This window comes from Ruegeria sp. G5 (assembly GCF_056533365.1).
On record NZ_JBQFOK010000011.1, the window covers coordinates 52,346 to 73,438 of the forward strand.

A 21,093-nucleotide genomic window follows, 5' to 3' on the forward strand; every position below is an offset into this window, starting at 1 on the left:
TTTCGACCTGCTGTCTCCCCAATTCGGCGTTCAGTCTTTCGATTCAGACCGACCACGCCGAGTCGCCGCAATGATGCGGGCGGCAAGTATTAGGAGACTTCCACCATGGCAAATGGCACAGTAAAATGGTTCAACTCGACCAAAGGTTTTGGCTTTATCGAGCCTGAAGACGGCAAACGAGACGTGTTCGTACATATCTCAGCAGTCGAACGTTCCGGCCTTAGCGAATTGAAAGACGGTCAAAAGGTTACTTTTGATGTCGAAGCTGGCCGTGACGGGCGCGAAAGCGCCGCCAATCTGGCACTCGCCTGACCTTTTACGGGCACCCTTTCTGGGTGCCCGTTTGCACACTGGGCTACTATTAGCCATTGGAGAACAAGTAAGTTGCAACCAAAAGACTGGACGCGGGTGCTCGCGCAATACCGGGTGCCTGATGCCAAGCGCAGTGTTTGTGAACTTGCGATCACTGTTGTCCCGTTATTCGCGCTATGGGCCCTAGCGTGGTTTGCGTTATCATTTAGTGTCTGGATCGCAATATTACTGGCCGTCCTGAATGCCGCATTTCTGGTCCGTACCTTCATCATTATGCATGATTGTGGTCATGGATCTTTCTTCAGAAACCGCACTGTTTGCAATTGGACCGGCCGGGTTCTAGGTGTTCTTACCGTGACACCCTATGACGTTTGGCGGCAAAGCCATGCGATTCACCACGCATCAACCGGTAACCTTGATCGGCGTGGTATGGGTGACATCCCTACATTGACCATTTAGGAATACCTGAAACGGAATTGGTTCGGGCGTGCCGCGTATCGTCTGGCCCGGAACCCAGTCTTCCTGTTCGGTGTTGCTCCGATCTATACGTTCTTTATTCAATACCGCTTACCTGTTGGTTTCATGCGGTCGGGCTGGCTGTACTGGGCAAGTGCGATGGGAACAAACGCCGCAATTGCAGGGTTATTGGCTCTGATTTTAGGGGCCGGAGGCTTTGAGGTGTTGGCGTGTGTTTTCCTGCCAACCGTGATTGTCGCATCATCCATTGGTATTTGGCTTTTCTACATTCAACGCCAGTTCGAACACACGACTTGGGATCGGGAAGAGGGCTGGAACCTTCAGAACGCCGCGTTCTATGGCAGTTCTCACTATGCCCTGCCAGGCATCTTGCGGTGGTTCTCTGGCAACATCGGTGTGCACCATGTTCACCACCTCGCCAGCCGCATACCGTTCTATCGGTTAAACGAGGTCTTGCGTGGGCATTCTGAGTTGGAAAACTGCCAGCGTATTACTCTATATGAGAGCCTGCATTGTGCGCGATTGCATCTTTGGGATGAAAAAAGTCAATGTCTGCTGACCTTTTCCGAAGCTTTGTCAAACGCCAATCCCAACAAGAGTTTAGTGTAGCCTGGCGCGGACCAAATAGGCTTCGACCGTATCACCGCCCAAGGCGCGAATGGCCTCTAGTCGGTGAAGACCTTCAATCAGCACGAACCTCTTGTTGTCCAAGCGTATCTGGATCGGGGTCTTCTGGCCGTTCTTCAGGATATCTTCGGCCAGCGTCAGAACTTTTTGTTGATCAAGCGTTTTCGCCCGTTTCACAGGTACATAGATCAGGTCGAGCGGATATGGTCTTTTCTCCAACATAAGCTACGTGAGCAACCTTTCGTGCATTTGTTCCGGTTCGAAGTTCGCTACAAGAGCTGGGGCTGGAACGTGCGTCATAGCACCGAACTAACAGCGGCGCGCAGTTCCTGATGCATAATCCAGGTCGCTGGCTCATTTTCACTTTCGATGTGAGAAAATGCCAAGACCTGAGCGACGCCATCATTCCGTACCGCACCGGATTCGGGTAGATCTAGTTCCAGGTATTCTGCGATCAATAGTCCGATTTTCTTGAAAACCTTGATGGAGGCCTCGCGTGATTTGTAACCGGCCGCCTGAGACAGGTGACCAATGGTCAGACCGTCCTTGCCCGCGATAGTAAGTGCTTTGAGCATTTTGACTTGCGCAGGGGTGAGCCTGATCTGGCGCAATGCCTCGGTAAATTCTCTTTCACTGGGAACGAGGGTGCCGGACTTTCCCTCCAAACGGCGTTGACTGCTACGTCTTCTATCACGGGCTTCGAGAATTTCTTTTAAGGCTTCAATGGCCAATTCTGGTGTTTCTCCAACTGCATCGGCAATCATTGCCTGCGTTTTGGCTGGCGGCTTGGGGAATGCCCGTGCAACACTATTGCCGCTCAGTAGGCCTGCCTTAATCAAGTATTTTCCAAATTCTTCCTCAATCACTCCGGATACGTCAGCGTTCCGCGTCTTGCGAACGCTGCGGTCTTGAAATGCTCTCTGTTCCAGACCACGAGCTGAAGTCTTTGAGTCTGGAATGGTCACCTGAGGGGTATTTTTACGCATCAGAGAAACACCACTACAATTACCGCCGCGACAGACACCGTAGCCGCAACAAACATCGTCGCCGCTAAAAACATCTTTACTTTGCAGGACCAGAGATGAGCTCTTTCGGTCTTGAGCATTTTTTCCGGGTTTTCGTCAATCGAGTTGTGGTTCACGGTTTGGTCCTTCGTGATGTATTAGGCGGTATTGATTGGCACCAACCTATTGTCGCGGCACATATTCGGTGCACGTATCGTTCTGTCGTGTGAACGGCCGATTGCATTCCCAACCGTCACCTCTTCGATTCAAATGCGCGTTTGAAGGCACAAGGATCGCGACGCACCTGTCCCGGTTAGCACGAAAACCACGTTCGCATTTCCATCCAGAGAAAGTTTCGGGCGCAAGGTATGCATCCGATGGAACAAATACAGGCTCGCAGCCGCTATCCGTAGCTCTGTAACCTCTTAGGCACACCCAACCACCCAAGCTGTTTTTGTCAGTCAGGCGACCGTTGCTCGGGACATCTATCGCAACACAATCATTGTTCTCCTTACGAAAACCCCAGTTGCAGTGTATTTCCTGTGCGCCAAACCGGGTTTCCACGTATCCATTTTGAGGTGCTATCACTTCTTCACATTCTTCTCCGACACGTTGGAACAGCCGATTGCACTCCCACTGATCTCCGGTTGATGCTAGATAGGCATTTTCAGGAACTCTTATTTCCTCACAGAGTTCTCCTACATTCTGAAAACCGTGATTGCATTCCCAGCCGCTACCATAGGCGCTACCCGTCAAAAATGCGTTTTCTGGTAAGTCTGTTCTTTGGCAGGATCCGTTCTTGTTTTCGAAACCTTCGTCACAAACAGACCCATGGGCATTGTCCGCGACCTGAGCAGTAAGATGCGTTCCTGAGAGAATCACCAAAAGTGTCGGGATCAAACAAAGAATGCAGCGAGCAAACACGATGAATGAATGGTCGAAACGGAGCCTGAGACCTGATCTATCGGGCATCAAGCACGCAATTTAAGAGCCATGTGCTGTTCATACGGCGCCTTCTTTCATGGGTCACGCTATGACTGGAGCACGTCAGGTGACAGTTGCAAATGCTTGCGAGGAACGAGCTCATAGCGAAGACCCCAGCGGAACCCGTTCCTACGCTGAGGCACATGCTACAATTAGTCTGAAGGCCATTGGATTATCGTAACCGGCAGCATCGCGGCGGCGAGTAATTTTTTACCAATACACTCTTGTCGTTCCTAGTCTGTAAAGAGTCAAGGACGCACGCTCGTCAAGAAGCGTGTGCTGCGGAATGGTCAATTTTTGAGACCGGCGAGTTATTAGGTGGTTAAGAGAATAACTGAGAGGCAAAATTCACTTTGGGGCAATTTAGGTTGACAATTCATCTGTGAAATCGCCGGATTTCTTGGGCAACAATCTTGGAGGTGGTGAACGCTCGCCGCTCCAGCCTATTGCCGACACCGAACTAGGAGATTCGCAATTTCTATCGACAGTTTTGCGGACACTGAGATTGGAAGACACCTGGCCGACGCTGCACGTCGTTGCCGCATGGTTTTCTTCACTGGATTACCAGCATCAGGAAAGTCTTTCCTGTTGCGTCAGCAGTTATCCATTTCGGTCTCCTTGGGACGTCGCGTGCATATTATGCGTTGGGATACAGGTCTCGAGGCGTTTCAGACCGAAGATCTACTCGCTAGGTATCCCGATGTTTCGGATGGCACTCATCCGTTGATCCGAAAGGCTGCCGGGCTGTGGGGTCGGAGAGCACTGGCGCGATGGCTGGCGGAGAATACCGACCCCACAGACTTAATTGTCGGAGAAGTCCCTATCATCGGAAACAGGTTTTCCGAGTTCATCCAGGCGCAGCTGGATCAGGTTGAACCAGCCTTAGCATCCGAGGAAACCACATTCATCTATCCCGTTCCTACAAAGAGCTTGCGTGCCAATCTCGAAGCCTTCCGAAGGTCTACGTTTGCGAACCCAAAACATCCTGATGAGGCCAGAGATGCGCCTCCATCGACAATGGAACTGGCTTGGCGTTTGACGTGTGCCAAGGCCGCAGAATTGGGTTTGATCTCTGAAGCGGACAGTCATTCTCCGTACGAGGAGATGATTTATGTGCGGTTTTTTGAGCACCTACTGCAACACCGAAACGCCATCAGAATTGGGGTCGATACGATTTATTCAGTTGCCGGGTCAGCCCATGATCTAGGGGCGAGTATTTTTGAACTCGATGCAAGCCCGGATGAAGTTCGGTGTGTAATCGCAGAGGTAGAGGCTGCTTTTACAGTCGAGGAAGCTACCCGAGACGTTGAAAACTGGTATCGGGTATAGCCTCGTGTAAAAGTTCGCTCTTTGGCGTCTTGGAAACTGCAAAGTCTAACTGTGCTTGTCCGCTTTGGGTTCGCGCCGCCGAAAAAAACAAAGCGCAGAGAAACGCGTCATTGAGGCCGCGCTGTTTGGACAAACGAGTTAATGTCGGTGTCAGCCGGTCAAACCTGCCGCCCGTAACCCACCGGCAAGACGTTCAAAATCATCCGGTCGCCGCCACATAGACCGAAACCCGCGGGCAAGGCTATTGACCGTGTCATCCTCAACCACAATACCTCGACTTGTGAACTCATCGTGACGTTCGGTGACGAACTCTCGCAACGCGTCGGAGGCGTCTCGCGCTCGTCCGAGCTGCGCGTAAGACGCAGCGACAAAGGCAGTGGCCAGCGAGTTAAGCCGCGCTGCTCCCATTAGAAAACCAAGCACTGCTTCATAGTTACCGTTGAAAAATTCGACCTGCCCCATAATCCAGTCGATGGCAGGCGGATGTAGCGGGTCCAGCGTCATAGCTTTCGAAACTACGTCGCGCGCCTTTTCGTGCTGGCCGAGCAGTAGGAAAGCATAGCCACACCAAGCCATCGACTCCGCCTCGCTTTCTATCATGGAAAGTGTCTTGTTGAATTGCGCTTCGGCCTCGCTCCACAGTCCGGCGCAGAGATAAGCAAACCCAAGCTGGTCCTGAATGTAGACGTCCCGGTTATCCAGTGCCACGCCCTTTCGGGCGATTTTCAACGTGTGGGCCGGTGCGTCAGCGTCTGCCAGACCAAGCCACAAGTCTATGACATATGTGTCCGAAAGATACATGTAAGATCGCGCGATGGTCGGATCGAGCGCGACCGCTCGTTCCAACAACGCTCTCGCCTTGGCCGTATCTCGTGCGTTCAAGCCGTCGCGTAGTGCTTTACCCTTGAGCATCAGTTCATAGGCCTTCATCTGATCCGTTGGCTTCTGTGTCGAACGGTCGACGACATCGTGCTGGACCCTGCCCGGCAACACTGCGACGATATTTCGGGCCACCTCATCTTGTACCGCCAGAACGTCCTCCAGTTCGTGGTCAAATCTATCCGACCAGAGTTGGGTGCCCGTACGGGCATCAGCAAGTTGTACCGAGATTCTCACGCGACTACCGGCCTTTCGCACGCTGCCTTCAACCAGGTAATCTGCGCCAAGAGCCTCCGCGATTTTGGCCGGATCTGTGTCCTGTGTCCGAAACCTGAAAGACGCATTTCTGGAAACGACCTTAAGTGTCCGAAAACGCGATAAGCCCACAATAATGTCTTCGGCAATCCCGTCGCTAAAGAAGGCCTGCTCGGGGTCACCGCTCATGTTGTTTAGAGGCAAGACAGCGATAGTGGCTTTTCCTGATGATTCAGGCCGAGGCGGTTCACCGCATACTGCGCTTGACCCGCCAATGCGCCAAGCATGTACCGGTTCGGCAACGTTCTTTACCGTGTGCTGACCAGCATCCTCCCAATCGACCGGTATACGGTTCCCGACCACACGATAAACAGCGTCCGACACCAACACACCGCCGGGCGGGGCAAGCCGCTCCAACCTCGACGCAAGGTTCACACCGGAACCGAAAACATCTCCGTCGCGCATGATAATGTCCCCAAGAGTGACACCGATGCGAAAGCGAAGCGGGTCGGAGCCTATCGCTGGCGAGTTCTGCCATTCAACCGCGCAGGACACGGCATCGACGGCGCTGTCGAAGCTGGCGAGCAGACCATCACCCATCTGTTTGACGATGCGTCCGTGATGTCGACCGACAAGCGGAACAGCGGTTTCGTCAATGTACGCTGAAAGGACTTCGAGCGTGCCTTTTTCGTCCCGCTCCATCCGGGCGGTAAAGCCGACAAGGTCAGCGATCAGGATGGCCGCCAGCTTTCGCTCCACGTGTTGTCCTCCTTTCTGTTTCATACTGGTCGCTACGTGTTTAGACCATGCGAAAGTGCACAGGGGTGAATTCTGACCTTGCTTTAAACGGAGTTCAACGTAGGGAAACACTCCGATAAGTCTGAGCGAAAAGCTTAAGGACAAACAGCCGAGTTGTCCTCGCCTTGAGTTGTGCCATGTCCGCTTTGGGCTGCCTCCAGTCAATAGTGCGAACAATGGGGAATGCGACTTGTCCGTCGTCAGGGATTTTGGGTCTCAAATAATCTGAGCCGAATACGCCGATGATCTCGCGCTCAAGCCGCTACAGTTATCCGGGATAGGAGCTGCGGCCGCTTGGTCTGCTGCTGTGCAATTACAACAATAGGACCCGTGTTCACGAGCTGACTACGGTCCTTTGGGGTGAAAATGGGGATGGCGGCAACGTCCCGCGACTTTCCCATTTGAAGATCCCGAGATTTCGCTATTGCGGCGAATGTCCTGTCTAACGGGCCGCGCTGCCGCAATGATGACCCTTGGCCAAGGTCCGGTATGGGGCCGTCCTCGATGAAATTTCAGGCTGCGCGCCCGTGGGTGCTGCATACGCTCCAACGGCGGTTCAGAGCCCATAGTTCCGAATGCTGCGCCTCGCACGAGTAGCAGTAAAGCTCTGACTGCTGGCATTGGCGTATGTAAGGGCGGCCCTGACCCGACATTGAGCTTTGCAAGCGATGCTGCTGCGAGGCCCGTGGAACGCGCCATTCGCTGCGAGGGGAAAACCAGAGACTGGCTGGCCTCACGAAATTCGGACAAAGGGAGCACTGATTGCCACGCAACCAATGCTCCTTATTCATCAATAATTGGTCTTTCGAGAACTATGATAGCCTCTCATATTTCTCGATGAACTTGCCGGGAAACGCGACCCGGTTCAGGGCTTCGGCGAAGAAGTAGTCTCCAAACATCACTGCGGCGTCCGGGCCGATCTTGTGCGGCTCCGAATAGCAACCGTGCTTGAGAATGCCACGATGGGCATCCTCCGTCGCCAAATAACCCTCACAAAGTCCCTTGATCAAGAACTCTGCCTTTCCACGCCAATGGGCGGCAACGCTTTCGTCAGGGTGCAAATCGGCAAGGTCCAGCAGACCCGCAGCCATGATCGCACTTGCGGCGGAATCTTCAGGCACGTCAGCGCCAGTCGCGTCATAGTCGTAGGGCGGTACGGCTTTGTCTCCGAGGGCTTCGAACCATTTTTCAGAAATCGCGATTGCCTGGTTGAGGTAATCAACATTCCCAGAGTTGGCAGCAGTGACTGCAAGCCCCATAACAGCCCAGCCCGTTCCGCGAGACCAATAGCTGTCATCATGGGCGCCTTGGAACGTATAGCCGCGGAGGCGTTCGCCGGTCGTTGTGTCGTATTCAACGGCGTGGAACTGGGTGTTGTCGTCACGGTTGAAAGACAGCATCGTCATTTTGGCGTGTTCTTCCGCAGCAAGACGGAAACTTGCGTCGTCGACCTCTTTGCCAGCCCAGTAGAGCAAAGGAATATTCGCCATTGTATCGATAGCTGAGGCAGCGCGACCACGCGGGTCGGTCATCGGACCCCAGGATGACACGTAAGAGCCGCGTTCGGTGACGACCAGTCGCGATCGCAGCTTGTCGGCCGCGCGCAATGCCGTCGCACGATGACGTTCATCACCGGTAATCCGGTAAAACGGCATGGCGGAGCTGAGGAAAATGAAGCCGATATCGTGTGTGTTTCCATCGCTGGCGCGTTCTTCGACCAAAACCATGCGATCGGCAGCAAGTTTGAGATACTTGTCATCGCCAGTGTGCAGGTAACTTGTTAGCAGCAGGCCAACCCAAAACCCGCAGAACCAGTTGCCGTGGCTCCAGTTTTCTCCGGTATATCCTGCAGAAATGCTCACGGACATTGTGTCCCATGACCCGTCAGGATGCGTCACATAGGGAAACGCAGCACCAATGGTGGTTTCGTCTTCAAGTGTCTTCTTCGCTATCAGGTCGAGCGCTTTGGTGATGTGAGGAGCCACAATGTCTGACATTTTGCTGTCTTTCTTGTTTATCCGTGTAGCGGATTTTCGATTGGAGATGAGAGTGTGAAGTTGATGAAACGAGCTTTGAAACCAGCTCGTTCCGGTGAGCAGGCCATCGGGCCAATCATGGCTTTGTCTGACATGGGGAAATCGGCCACTCGCATCAGTTGCCACGTACTGTCCGGCGTCAGAAAATGAGCAATAACTGCGTTGTTTTCCACCGTAAGCCGAACCGTTTGCGGACCCGATATCAAGGGCTGGCCTACCACGGACCAGTCGGAATTGCCGCGTGTTATAACTATCGAGAAATTGGTCATGCCGTCCGAGTGCTCGATCCCGCACTTGATCCAGTTTTCATGATCCACCCGCAGCATGACACCGGCTTGATCGTACAGCGTTTCGTAATCGCCTTCGAAGGTCAGTGTGGCCGTGAAAGACTTGGGTGCCGAAAGCTGCCAGAAATGCCCACTGTCACGGACAAATTCGTAATGCGTGTGCCGCCAAAAATCGGTTTTTGCGCCCGTCGTGACGTGCAAAGTACCGTCTTCAAGCGCCCAATCGGCAGGTGGATTGAGCCAGCTGCCCTTGAATAGGTCAGTCATAGTGCAGTTCCGCAGCTTTCACGTACGACCAACCTGGGCGGGTACGTGATGTCCAGGGGGTTGCCATCGCTTCGATCAAGCGACCAGTTTTGCAGGGCTTGCCCCACCATCTCACCGAGTTTCGCGGCTGGGGTCGCGACGGATGTCAGTGGCACGGGCTGTAAAGCTGCTTCGGGAATGTCGTCATAACCGATAACAGCCAGATCTTTTCCGACCGTGAGCCCCGCGGCACTGATTGCGTCCATCATGCCAATTGCGACAAGGTCGTTGTAGGCGATCAGAGCAGTTGGTGTGTCCTCCCCTTCCAGTAGCGCTTCAACCGCAATGCGACCGAAATCTCGCGTCGAGCCCCCGTTGCGAATGTAGTTTTGCTGAAGATCCAGCCCATGGCTCATCAACGAAGAGGCAAAACCAGCATAGCGTTCAGAATACGCAAAGTTCTTTTGATAGCCCCCGATGAAGCCTATTTTCTCATGACCGAGAGCGACGAGATGCTCTGTGGCAAGTTGCATACCCACCATTGGGTTGGCGCCCACGTAGTCAAAAGGCGTTTTTCCAATGCGGCGGACTGCCATGAAAAGCGGGCGGCGGCGGTTCTCAAAATCGGCGAGATCCACATGAGTGGTGCCAGTCGCAGGCACAAGTACCACGCCTGCGATATCTGAGTTCCATAGATCGCTTAGGAGTTTGCTTTGACGCTCCACAGAGTCATGAGATGACAGAATAGATGTGTATGCGCCTGCATCGACAAGAACCTGGTCCAGACCTTCGTATAGCTCGTGAAAGTAAGGATTGGAGATATCATCGACAACCAGAGCGAACTGTCGGCCCTTGGAGTTTCTTATGACGGGGGTTTTGCGAGCATAACCTGAAGCCTCAATCGTTTCGATGACGGCTTGGCGGGTTTCGTCCTTCAGGTTGCCCTTTCCTTGAACGACGAGGGATACGGTGGCGGGTGAAACCCCCGCCATTTCCGCGACATCCCTGAGTGTTACTTTTTTCGATCCCGCCATCCTGACGCCCCACTATGCTGGTTCGGCGGCAGGGAAGAATGTTCTTTTTGGAACCTCTTGATGCAGGGGCGGTTCGCCCAAAATCATGGCTGCCGCCTTCTCGCCGATCATAATCGCAGGTGCGTTGGTATTTCCACTGTTGAGGTAGGGCATGATTGAGTTGTCACATACGCGAAGGCCCTCAAGACCATGTACCTTCAGTTCTGGGTCGACAACGGCCATGTCGTCTGTGCCCATTTTGCAAGTGCCAACTGGGTGATAATCCACCGACGCAAATTCGCGCGCGTATTCCAGTATTTGTTCCGGCGTTGTCGCATCTTTGCTTGGATAGCGCTCGCGCTTGATATGTTGGGCGATCGCCGGTTGCGCCAGGATCTCGCGCACATGTCGTACGGCCTGCACCGACATGTCGCGGTCGAATTCGGTGTCATGGTAGTTCGGGTCGATAACAGGCATATCATCCGGGTTCGCCGAGCGCAGGGTAACTTCGCCCCGACTTGTTGGCCGCATGTGACACGTATTGATCGTCAACCCGTGGCCGGGGACAAATGTCCTTGCGCCGTTGACCACATACGCGGGGAGGATATGCGTCTGAAGGTCGGCACGACCTGTGCCATGCACGTCGATAAAACAGCCGCCCTCGGCCACAGGAGACGTCGGCGCTCCGGTTTTGTAGAGCGCGTATTGGATGCCATGTTTGATATTTTGGGGGAATTTGTGCTGCCCATCGTACGAAATCGGTTTCTGCAGATCACAAACCACGTAAGTATTCAGGTGGTCCTGATAGTTCTTGCCTACACCATCCATGTGATGCTGCATGTCGATGCCGTGGGTCTTAAGTTCGTCGGTCGGGCCGATGCCTGACAACAGGAGTAGCTTTGCTGTGTTGATTGTGCCCGATGTGATAAGCACCTCACGATCACACCGAACCGTCTCGACCTTGCCACCCTTGATGTACTCAACACCAACAGCGCGGCGGTTCTCCACGATGATCCGTTTGCTCTGAGCGTGCGTGATAACCGTCAGATTCGATCGCTTCATTGCCGGATGCAGGTAACAAACTGCGGCTGACGCACGACGACCTTCGTGCTGTGTCACCTGGTACAAACCCGTGCCAAGCTGATCATCCCCATTAAAGTCCGGGTTCAGCTTATGGCCCGCTTGCTGCGCCGCTCGAATATAGTCTTTGCAGATGATGTGTGGAGATCTTTGATTGGAAACCCGGAGCGGCCCGTCTGTTCCGTGATATTGATCAGCTATTGTATCGTTATTCTCTGCGCGGCGGAAATAAGGCAGCACGTTTTCGTAGGACCAACCTGCATTTCCAGCTTCGGCCCAACTGTCGTAGTCTTCTTTCTGTCCCCGGATGTAGATCATACCGTTAATTGAGCTGGAGCCCCCGAGGGTCTTCCCGAGCGGGAACCATAGTTCTCGGTTGTTGAGGTGTTTCTGCGGAGCGGTCGAGTAGCAGTAGTTGGCGCTTGGCTTTTGCAACATGGCAAACCCGCCCGGCATGTGGATCATCGGGTCTTTATCCGGACCTCCCGCCTCGAGGACGAGCACTTTGTTGTCGGGGTCCGCAGACAGTCGGTTCGCCAGGACACAGCCTGCTGATCCAGCGCCAACAATTATGTAGTCATACATCTCGAACACGCCTCCCATCGTGAAGAGTTTCTCAGATGTATAGAAACACTTCATCCTGTGCGCAAGAAATTTAGTAAACAAAATCAACTTAGCTATGAAATAATCACAGAAAACCTCAATAAAAGCGGAGATATTTGCCGAATTATAGGGGTTTTTTATCCAATAGTGTTTAGTAAAAAATTTAGTATTTAGTTGACTGATGAAATCGAATTGGTAGGGTCATCGCGTCAGGTCGATTCGTGATCGCTTGTTTGCTTTGGGAGGAGCATCGTGCGTCAATCGGGACAAGCAGGCGAGCTGACAGGGCGCAAAATCAAATTCCTAAGGGAGGAAATCATGATTAACAGACGGAAACTTCTGTCTTTCTTTTCGACCGCAGCGCTGGGTCTCGGTCTGGCAGCGGGCTCTGCCGCGGCAGAGGGTTGGACGATCGGCTTCAGCCAAGACACGATGGACCACCCCTGGCGGGCCTACATGGTGACATCCGCTGAGGCGCAGGCGAAGAAGTACCCTGAGATCAAGGAATTCATCTTCACTGATGCGGGTGGATCGAACGAAAAACAAATCGCCGATGTTGAAGACCTGATCTCGCGCGGCGTTGACCTTATCATGATGAGCCCGCGTGAAGCACAGGCTCTGGTCCCCGCTGTTGAGGCGATCAAGGAAGCTGGCATTCCGCTGGTTGTGCTCGACCGGGAAATCGTGGGTGAGGACTACGACGTTTTCATCGGCGGCAACAACCTCCAGATCGGCGATGAGCTGGGCAAGTACACCAAAGCAAACGCACCAGCTAACTTCAAATATCTGGAACTGGAGGGCATTCCCGGCGCAACCCCGACGATTCAGCGCCATGAGGGTTTCACAGCTCAAATTGAAGGCGGCGCAGAGCGGCTTGATGCGCAGCCTGCCAACTATGATCTGGCACCAGCCATTCCAATCATGGAAGACTGGCTGACCAAGTATAAGGGCGAATTCCAGGTGATTTACGCCCACAACGACCCGATGATTCTGGGTGCGATCAACGTGCTCAAAGAAGCGGGTTACCAACCGGGCGAAGTTTTCCTGGTCGGCGTTGACGGTCAGCGCGAGGCGTTCGAGGCGATCAAAGACGGTTGGCTGCAAGCCACCGCAATCTATGCGACCGGCGGTTCACTTGGTTTGGACATGGCCGTGCGGGTCTTGAAAGGCGAGTCCGTCCCGAAACGGATCATTACGGAAACACCTGTCATCACTGCCGAAAACGTTGATGACTTCTACGACCCTGACTCCCAATACGTTCGCTAAGCGCGTATAAATTCAGGTCCCCTCCTAAATGGTGGGGGCCTGCTTTCCCACCAATCTCTGGAAGAAGTCTATGTCCGACGCCGTCGATAAAACGGTGGTGAAAACCGCTTTGTCTGACAACATCGTCAGCTTGCGGCTAAACCGACCCTCAAAGCGCAATGCCATAAACAACGAGATGCTGCAGCTGCTTGCAGACGAGATCCGAGCGGCTGAAGCGAACGGTCATATTCGCTGCATTATCCTGTCGGGCGGGCCAGAGTTCTTCTCGGCCGGCGCAGACATAAAGGAAATGCAGGCAGACGGGATCGTTGCGATCCAAAATCGGACACGGATGGAAAATTGGTCGGTTCTGGAAACGACACGAATTCCGATGGTCGCAGCCGTAACCGGTATGTGTCTGGGCGGAGGTCACGAGTTGGCGATGCTCTGCGATGTGGTTGTAGCTTCAGAGAAAGCGACGATCGGGCAACCCGAGATTAAACTGGGGCATATTCCTGGTGACGGAGCGACACAGCGTTTGCGCAGGCTTGTGGGTAAATATGCCGCCATGCAGATGATCCTAACTGGGGAAGCTGTGGACGCAAATACCGCTCTTTCCTTGGGTTTGGTGTCCGAGGTTGTCACACATGATCAATGCGAAAGCCGGGCACGAGAAATTGCTGAGTTGATCGCGCGTCATTCTGGAATGGCCCTTGGTTTGGCGAAAGATGCGGTCAAGGCGGCAGATGAATTGCCTTTGTCCTTGGGACTGGAACGGGAACGTCGCAACGTTGCATTGGCTTTCACAACGAAAGATCAAAAAGAGGGTTTGGATGCCTTCTTCGAGAAACGCGCACCTGATTTCAAAGATCAATAAGTAACAGCGCACAGAAACAGGAACCTAAATCATGCAGCTCGATGGTATTCGAATTGTCAGCTTCAACCACTTTCTCATGGGACCTCTGGGCATCCAATTCCTCGCAGATTTGGGGGCCGAGGTCATAGCGATTGAGCCAATCAAGGGTGCATTTCAACGACACTGGGGCGGAAGTGATGCCAAGAAAGCGGGCGGTGAAACAACCCTCGAACTGGTTGCAAATCGCAACAAGAAAAGCGTGTGCCTCGATCTGAAAGACCCTGATGCGCTTGAGATCGCAAAAAAGCTTGCGGCCAGTGCCGATGTGGTCGCCGAAAACTTCCGACCGGGCGTCATGGACAAACTTGGCCTTGGCTATGAGGCTTTGAAAGAAATGAACCCGAACGTGATCTTTGCCTCTGCCAGTGGGTTTGGACCGGATGGCCCATATGTCAACCGACCGGGTCAAGACATGATCGCTCAATCCTTGTCAGGGTTAGCCTGGATCACCGGCAAGGAAGGTGAGGTGCCGCGGCTTGTGGGTACCTCTGCTATTGATCATCACGGCGCGATGATCTTTGCCGCAGGCATCCTTGGTGCTTTGGTCAAAAAGGCTCGTACGGGTGTAGGTGGCCGAGTGGACGTTAATCTGTTCTCTGCCGCGCTCAACCTTCAGGCTGAATCGCTGGTTTGCTATTTCAACGGGGACAAACCCGAAGGATCGCAGCAGCCCAGCCATGTCGGCAGCTGGTATCATGAGGCTCCCTACGGAATCTACGAGACGGCGGACCGCTATATCGGATTGTCCCTTGGCAACTTACCTCTCATGCTTGAAGCAATCGGTGCGACAGGTGAGTTTAAAGCCGAGCAAAATGAAGCCTATGCACGGCGCGAGGAAATCTCAAAATTCTTCGCTGGCAAACTCAAAGCAAAAACCTTTGCGGAGTGGGCCGAGATTTTCGAGGCACGCGATATCTGGTTCACTCAGGTGAACGACTACGATGATCTCGTTGATGATCCTCAGCAACTCCATAACGGAGACCTGATGAAGGTCGAAGCTTGGACCGGCGAAGAGATCACGTTGGTGGCCAATCCCGTGCGCTATGATGGAGAAACCGCGCCGGTGACCTTGGCACCGCAAAAACTGGGGGCTCAAACCAGCGAAATCTTAACCGATCTGGGGTTGAGCCAAGAAGAACAAAAGGCGCTTTCCGAAAAAGGCGCTATAGGGTTGGGGTGAACAATTTATGCTTCTGGAAGCAAGAAGCGTCAGCAAGTTTTATCCGGGGGTGAAAGCACTCAAGGATGTGGACTTTAGCATTGACGCCGGAGAAGTTGTGGCAGTCGTTGGGGAAAACGGCGCAGGCAAATCAACGTTAATGAAGATTCTGGCAGGGGCGATTGAGCCAAACGAGGGTGAGTTGCGCCTCGATGGCAAACCCGTGCAATTCGATGGACCACTCGACGCCCAGAAACGCGGTATCTGCACGATCTATCAAGAGCTGATGATCGTGCCGGAGCTGTCCGTCGTCGAGAATGTATTTCTCGGACACCTCAAGAAGAAAGGCGGTATTCTGGATTGGACCGCGATGCGCAACGAGGCCCGAGAGATTCTGACACGGCTTGGCTTGACGGCTTCGCTGGATGCAAAGGCTGGTGATCTGAGCGTTGCGGAACAACAACTGATCGAGATTGCCAAATCCATGAGCCGAAAGTCTCGGCTGCTGATCATGGATGAGCCGACGGCATCACTTTCAAAAGAAGAAGTCGCGAGCTTGTTTGACCTCGTGCGGTCACTCAAGGCCGAAGGTATCGCAGTCATTCTGATCACGCACCACCTGCACGAGATTTTCGAAATCTGCGACCGGCTCATTGTTTTGCGGGACGGTGACTACGTTGGCGCGTCGGACATAGACAAGATAGTTGAGGCTGGGCTTGTTGAGATGATGTTGGGCCATGCGGTCGAAACCTACGACGACAGTCACCGCGACATGGTTAAAATGGAGGAGGTGGTTCTGCAGGCGCGAGGCTTGACCCGTGCACCGGATATCAACTCGGTTGATCTGACATTGCATCGCGGCGAAGTGCTTGGGATTGCAGGCCTTATGGGGGCCGGTCGTACCGAACTGGTGCGTGCTATTTTTGGTGCGGACAACCTGGACAGCGGCACAATTGAGATCAACGGCACTGTCGCTTACGTCTCCAATCCGCGAAAAGCGCTTGATTATGGCCTTGGACTGGCGCCGGAGGATCGCAAGACACAAGGGCTGGTTCTGTCTATGCCGATCGGACAGAACGCAACGCTGCCGTCTCTTTCGGATCACGTCGGACCATTGGGTTTGAACCTGCGCAAGGAAAACGCAGCCGCAAAGGACCTTTGCGAGAAGTTATTCGTCAAATATGCCAGCCTTTCACAACCCGTAGGCAATCTAAGTGGCGGCAATCAGCAAAAGGTGGTTTTGGCCAAACTGCTGGGTGCTGGAACCGACATCTACCTACTGGACGAACCGACTCGTGGCATCGACATCGGCGCGAAAGAGGCAATTTTCGATCTGATCTGGGATCTTACGGCGCAAGGCAATTCCGTGATCATCATATCTTCGGTCATCGAGGAATTGATCAGAGTCTGTGACCGCATCGTATGTCTGCATCTGGGTCACGTCACCAACACCTATGAACGCGGAGATTATGATCTCAACCGGATCATGCTGAACGCGATGGGCAAATCCGAAGCAGGAGCAGCCCAATGATGGGTGCCGTTAAAACCTTTGTGTCCCGTGGGAACTTTGTCATTCTCGTCGCTTTGGTGGTGGCGGCCGGACTTGTGTCTGAACACTTCTGGACACTTGAAAACATCATGAACGTGATCCGGGCGGCTTCGCTGATCGGGATCATCGCGATCGGGATGAATGTGGTGATCATTGGCGGCGGCATCGACTTGTCTGTGGGTTCAGTGGTGGCACTTACCGGTGCGGTTGCGGCCAGTTTCTGGGTCGCAGATGCGCCTTTCATCTTGTTTATCCTTGTGCCGCTGCTTGTCGCATTGGCCGTTGGATTCGCCAACGGTGCGTTGGTGAGCTGGGTTGGGCTGCAGCCCTTTGTGGCGACACTTGTGTTGATGACTGTCGCGCGCGGGGCCGGCTTGGTCTACACCGGTGGCCAGCCGATCTATGCTGACTATCCTGACGTCTTCATGATCCTGTCGCGCGGTGTTGTCTTCGGCATTCCTGTGCCGTCTGTCATCTTTTTGGCCGTCACGATCCTGACTTGGTACATCATGCGATGGCGCGTGTTTGGCCGCGAGGTCTACGCAATTGGTGCAAATGAAACGGCTGCGCGCCTTTCTGGGGTCAACGTCAGCCGCGTGAAGTTCAAGACATACCTGTATTGTGCCTTACTTGCTGGGCTTTCCGGGTTGGTTTTGACCAGTCGGATGGAATCCGGCGAGCCGGGACAAGCTGGTATCTTTTGGGAATTGGACGCCATTGCAGCCGTAGTCATTGGAGGTACGTCCATTCGAGGTGGCAGCGGGTCCGTTTGGGGCGCCTTTGTTGGGGCGTTGATCATCGGGATCGTTGCCAACCTGTTCAACCTGCTTGGTGTCGACCCCGCCTGGCAACAAGTGGCAAAAGGCGCGATCATCATTCTGGCCGTGATGCTTCAAGCGATCAGCGATCGTGGGGCATCAAGCCTGAAATGGCGGGATTTTATCCCCGCATTGGGTGGGTTCAACACATGGCTTAAGCCCCTTGCTGCACTGGTGGCGTTGCTCGTGGTCCTCAACGGGACACTCTATGCGACGGTCTCACCGCTGTTTCAAATCGACTTGGCAAAAGCGCCGTACACCCGTGCTAACAATCTGGAACTAACACGCGTCTATCACCGCGCGATCCCGCTCTATGAGGAAGTGATCGAACGGTTTCCCGACAGCGAATATGCGCTCCTGTCGCGTGTTGGTATCGCGAATTCCGCTCGAGGTGGGGGTGACCTCGACCTGGCCGAAACATCTTATGCGACCCTATTGGAAGAGGTGACATCTGGCGCGATCCCCGAGGATATGAAGTTTGACATTCTCAGAAACTATGTCGCCCTGTTGCAAGAAACCGGGGATGGCGAAAAGTTTGAGGAAGTTTTCGCACTTCTCGAGGCTGGATTTCCAGACACCGATGCAACACGCGAAGGCAGGGTGTATTTGGAACAACTGCAAGCCGCAGCCGAAGCGGCCGAAAGCGGTGGCATCCCAGAAAATGCACCGGTTGTTGTGACAGCGGACGGTGTGATCCTGCCGGAAACGGTCAAGTTGGGCGAGCGTTTCGACATCGAAATACTGGTTGAGCCAAATGGCGATCAGGCTGCTGACTTTTCGATCATGACGGCGCTCAACTTCTGGAAAGGGTTTCAACTCGTAAAGGCTTCGCCCAACCCGCGCTCAAACACAGAGTTCTGGGGCAGGCGCGCTTGGACATATGGGCAAATCGCCGAGCCGATGACCATAACGGCGACATTGGAAGCCATCCAAGCCGGAGAGTACCAGTTGGATCTCGACATCGAACGCAGCTTCGACGTGCTGGAATTCGGCATCGTGAAAAACATCACGGTGGAGGAATAAGAAATGACTAAGTTCTTCAGAACATACCCCTTCGTCGTGGTGCTGGTTCTAATGGCGGCGGTGTTTGGCGTCCTTTCACCAACCTTCCTCGACACGGGCAATCTGACAAATATTCTGAAGCAGGCGTCGCTTTTGGGATTTGTCGCGCTTGGAATGTGCTTTGTGCTTATCGGAGGAGGGCTTGACCTCTCGGTCGGTTCGGTTGTTGCGCTGTCATCGGTTCTGATTGCAGGGCTTTCCGCAACGCTACCGCCAATCGTGGGCATCCACGTCGCCCTTCTCGCGGGAGTTCTTGTGGGTGTCTTGAACGGCTATTTCGTAACAGCTTTCAACTTTCAACCGATCATCGTGACCATTTCCACAATGGCTATTGTTCGCGGTATCGCCATGGTCTACTCGGACAGTCGTCCGATATTCGGAACACTGCCTGATGAGCTGTTTCTGCTCGCTGACGGCGTCGTCCTGGGGCTGCCAGTTCCCGCCGTGTTGTTCTTCGTCGCATGTGCGATTTCCATCTTCTTCCTCCGCTACACCGATCTTGGTCGGCAGATATATCAGGTCGGTGGTAACGAAGAGGCCGCACGCCTTGCGGGCATCAATGTCGCGCGAGTGAAGATCATTACCTACGCGATCAGTGGCTTTCTGTCCGCGTTCGCAGGCCTCATGCTGGTCGCGCGCATGCAATCGGGCGAAGCCGTACGAACAGGTATCGGCTGGGAGTTAGATGCAATCGCTGCTGCTGCGATCGGTGGTGTTTCTCTAATGGGAGGCATCGGAACAGTCGTTGGCACGCTTTGCGGAGCGCTAATCATCGGCATGATGGCGAACGCATTCAACCTTCTCGGCGTCAACCCTTATTGGCAGCGGATCGTGATTGGTATCGTCTTGGCGGTCGCCGTCGCCAGCTATTCCAGCGGCAATTTGAAGGACCTGATCAAACGCTTTCGCCCCAACTCAACAAAGGTGAACTCATGACACAGACACTTCCGGTTAGCATTCGAGAAAATAGTTTTTTCATAAACGGCACTTGGCAAGAGGGCAGCAACAGAGAGCGTTTGGAACGGGTCAGCCCAGGGCATGGCGTGGTCGTGAGTTCAGTTGCGCTGTGCACGCAAGCCGATGTGGATACTGCTGTCGCAGCCGCGCGTGAAGCGTTCGAGGCAGTTTGGTGTGAAACCCCCGGCGCAGAACGCGGCCGTATTCTAATCAAAGCTGCACAGGGCATCCGCGACCGTCTGGATGAGATGGCGTATTGGGAGACGTTGGAAACCGGAAAACCGATCAGCCAGGCCAAGGCTGAGATTGAAGCAGCCGCAGATCACTATGAAGCAGCGGCTGGTATGGCTCGCATGGTGACAGGAGAGACCCACAACACCTATGGCGAGGGGATGATTGGACTTGTCACCAAGCAGCCAATCGGCGTCGTTGGCCTGATCACGCCCTGGAATTTCCCGTTTATCGTGCTCGCAGAACGTCTGCCCTTTATTCTCGCTGCTGGTTGCACGGTTGTTCTGAAGCCTTCCGAAATGACCTCGACCACCAGTTTGATCTTCGCCGACATTCTGACCGAGGCAGGTTTGCCCGACGGTGTTTACAACGTGGTGACAGGTACCGGCCCCGTCGTTGGCGAAGCCATGTCGAACCATCTGGACATCGATATGATCTCGTTCACCGGGTCTACTGCCGTGGGTGAACGCGTGCTTGCGGCATCCAAATCAAATCTCAAAAAAGTAGGGTTAGAACTGGGTGGGAAGAACCCACAGGTCGTTTTCGCGGACGCAAACCTGGATGACGCGGTGGATGGTGTTGCCTTTGGGCTTTGCTTCAACGCTGGCCAATGCTGCGTGTCCGGGTCCCGACTGATTGTTGAAGCATCTGTTGCCGAAGATTTTAAGACAAAGCTGATCGAAAAACTGTCGCGGGTGAAAATCGGTGATCCGCTTGATCCGGATACGCAAATGGGTGCGATCGTCACACCGCAGCACTTCAACAAAATCCTCGGTTATATCGAAAAAGGGCAATCAGAAGGCGCAACACTCGATACCGGCGGCGACACCACATCGCCATCGGGTGGCGAATTCATAGTGCCCACCGTTTTTTCCGGCGTCACGCGGGATATGGCAATTGCAAGGGACGAGATTTTTGGACCGGTTGTGTCGGTGATGACCTTCGAAACCGTGGAAGAAGCCATATCGATTGCGCTCGACACGGACTACGGCTTGGCAGCCTCTGTCTGGAGCAAAAACATCGACAAAGCGCTTGGCGTGATCCGCAAGATGCGCGCGGGCCGATGCTGGGTGAACACAACTATCGTAGGTGGGCCTGAACAGCCCATGGGTGGGTTCAAGCGATCTGGAACGGGCCGGGAATGCGGCATGATGGGTGTCGAGGAATATATGGAAACCAAGTCGATCCATGTCGCTTTGGGTGATCGCGAGCATTGGATCGGTTGA

The 21,093-nt window shown here is 53.9% G+C and carries 16 protein-coding genes and 3 pseudogenes; 11 read left to right on the forward strand and 8 right to left on the reverse strand.

Annotated elements, in window-relative coordinates:
• Positions 1-105: 105 nt before the first annotated feature.
• Both ACR0BD_RS17340 and ACR0BD_RS17345 read left to right on the forward strand, forming a co-directional pair.
• Positions 106-312: a cold-shock protein gene (locus ACR0BD_RS17340; RefSeq protein ID WP_170328727.1), complete on the forward strand. Its 207-nt coding sequence runs from the start codon at positions 106-108 to the stop codon at positions 310-312.
• Positions 313-426: 114 nt separating this feature from the next.
• Positions 427-1,398, forward strand: a pseudogene (locus tag ACR0BD_RS17345) (fatty acid desaturase).
• Here the strand turns inward: ACR0BD_RS17345 and ACR0BD_RS17350 are convergent.
• The 3 genes from ACR0BD_RS17350 to ACR0BD_RS17360 form a co-directional block, all read right to left on the reverse strand.
• Positions 1,390-1,638, reverse strand: a complete 249-nt coding sequence (locus tag ACR0BD_RS17350) for a ParB N-terminal domain-containing protein (protein WP_480832283.1) — start codon at positions 1,636-1,638, stop codon at positions 1,390-1,392. The pseudogene ACR0BD_RS17345 and the gene ACR0BD_RS17350 sit on opposite strands and share 9 nt — an antisense overlap.
• A 74-nt stretch (positions 1,639-1,712) precedes the next feature.
• A complete protein-coding gene (locus ACR0BD_RS17355) occupies positions 1,713-2,402 on the reverse strand; it encodes a hypothetical protein (RefSeq protein ID WP_480832285.1) in 690 nt (229 codons plus the stop codon).
• Complete coding sequence (locus tag ACR0BD_RS17360; RefSeq protein WP_480832287.1) at positions 2,402-2,557, reverse strand: hypothetical protein; 156 nt, start codon at positions 2,555-2,557, stop codon at positions 2,402-2,404. The genes ACR0BD_RS17355 and ACR0BD_RS17360 overlap by 1 nt, the downstream gene beginning before the upstream one ends.
• A gap of 1,390 nt (positions 2,558-3,947) precedes the next feature.
• Between ACR0BD_RS17360 and ACR0BD_RS17365 the strand changes: the two genes are divergently transcribed.
• Entirely contained in the window at positions 3,948-4,733 is a 786-nt protein-coding gene (locus ACR0BD_RS17365; RefSeq protein WP_480832289.1) for a DEAD/DEAH box helicase family protein, read from the forward strand.
• Positions 4,734-4,883: 150 nt separating this feature from the next.
• Here the strand turns inward: ACR0BD_RS17365 and ACR0BD_RS17370 are convergent, their stop codons facing one another.
• From ACR0BD_RS17370 to ACR0BD_RS17390, 5 genes are all read right to left on the reverse strand, one after another.
• Entirely contained in the window at positions 4,884-6,626 is a 1,743-nt protein-coding gene (locus tag ACR0BD_RS17370; RefSeq protein WP_480832291.1) for an adenylate/guanylate cyclase domain-containing protein, read from the reverse strand.
• A gap of 851 nt (positions 6,627-7,477) precedes the next feature.
• Entirely contained in the window at positions 7,478-8,662 is a 1,185-nt protein-coding gene (locus tag ACR0BD_RS17375) for a glycoside hydrolase family 88 protein (RefSeq protein ID WP_480832293.1), read from the reverse strand.
• Positions 8,663-8,679: 17 nt separating this feature from the next.
• Positions 8,680-9,255: a DUF1349 domain-containing protein gene (locus ACR0BD_RS17380; protein WP_480832295.1), complete on the reverse strand. Its 576-nt coding sequence runs from the start codon at positions 9,253-9,255 to the stop codon at positions 8,680-8,682.
• Complete coding sequence (locus ACR0BD_RS17385; RefSeq protein WP_480832297.1) at positions 9,252-10,268, reverse strand: LacI family DNA-binding transcriptional regulator; 1,017 nt, start codon at positions 10,266-10,268, stop codon at positions 9,252-9,254. Before ACR0BD_RS17385 ends, ACR0BD_RS17380 begins: the two co-directional genes overlap by 4 nt.
• A gap of 12 nt (positions 10,269-10,280) precedes the next feature.
• On the reverse strand, positions 10,281-11,912 hold the full coding sequence (locus tag ACR0BD_RS17390) for a GMC family oxidoreductase (RefSeq protein ID WP_480832299.1): 1,632 nt from the start codon (positions 11,910-11,912) through the stop codon (positions 10,281-10,283).
• Positions 11,913-12,248: 336 nt separating this feature from the next.
• On the opposite strand from ACR0BD_RS17390, the gene ACR0BD_RS17395 reads away from it, so the two are divergent.
• The 8 genes and pseudogenes from ACR0BD_RS17395 to ACR0BD_RS17430 all read left to right on the forward strand — a co-directional run bounded on the left by ACR0BD_RS17395 (position 12,249) and on the right by ACR0BD_RS17430 (position 21,093).
• A complete protein-coding gene (locus ACR0BD_RS17395; protein ID WP_480832301.1) occupies positions 12,249-13,196 on the forward strand; it encodes a substrate-binding domain-containing protein in 948 nt (315 codons plus the stop codon).
• A gap of 70 nt (positions 13,197-13,266) precedes the next feature.
• Positions 13,267-14,052, forward strand: a complete 786-nt coding sequence (locus ACR0BD_RS17400; RefSeq protein WP_480832303.1) for an enoyl-CoA hydratase-related protein — start codon at positions 13,267-13,269, stop codon at positions 14,050-14,052.
• A 31-nt stretch (positions 14,053-14,083) separates the two neighbouring features.
• Positions 14,084-15,271 (forward strand): CaiB/BaiF CoA transferase family protein, encoded by a 1,188-nt coding sequence (locus tag ACR0BD_RS17405; RefSeq protein ID WP_480832305.1) that lies wholly within the window; start codon positions 14,084-14,086, stop codon positions 15,269-15,271.
• A 64-nt stretch (positions 15,272-15,335) separates the two neighbouring features.
• Positions 15,336-15,767: pseudogene (locus tag ACR0BD_RS17410) on the forward strand (ATP-binding cassette domain-containing protein); the annotation flags it as partial.
• Positions 15,768-16,094: 327 nt separating this feature from the next.
• Positions 16,095-16,781, forward strand: a pseudogene (locus ACR0BD_RS17415) (ATP-binding cassette domain-containing protein); the annotation flags it as partial.
• A complete protein-coding gene (locus tag ACR0BD_RS17420) occupies positions 16,778-18,640 on the forward strand; it encodes an ABC transporter permease subunit (RefSeq protein ID WP_480832306.1) in 1,863 nt (620 codons plus the stop codon). The pseudogene ACR0BD_RS17415 and the gene ACR0BD_RS17420, both read left to right, overlap by 4 nt.
• Before the next feature lie 3 nt (positions 18,641-18,643).
• Positions 18,644-19,615: an ABC transporter permease gene (locus tag ACR0BD_RS17425; RefSeq protein ID WP_480832308.1), complete on the forward strand. Its 972-nt coding sequence runs from the start codon at positions 18,644-18,646 to the stop codon at positions 19,613-19,615.
• Entirely contained in the window at positions 19,612-21,093 is a 1,482-nt protein-coding gene (locus ACR0BD_RS17430) for an aldehyde dehydrogenase family protein (RefSeq protein ID WP_480832309.1), read from the forward strand. Before ACR0BD_RS17425 ends, ACR0BD_RS17430 begins: the two co-directional genes overlap by 4 nt.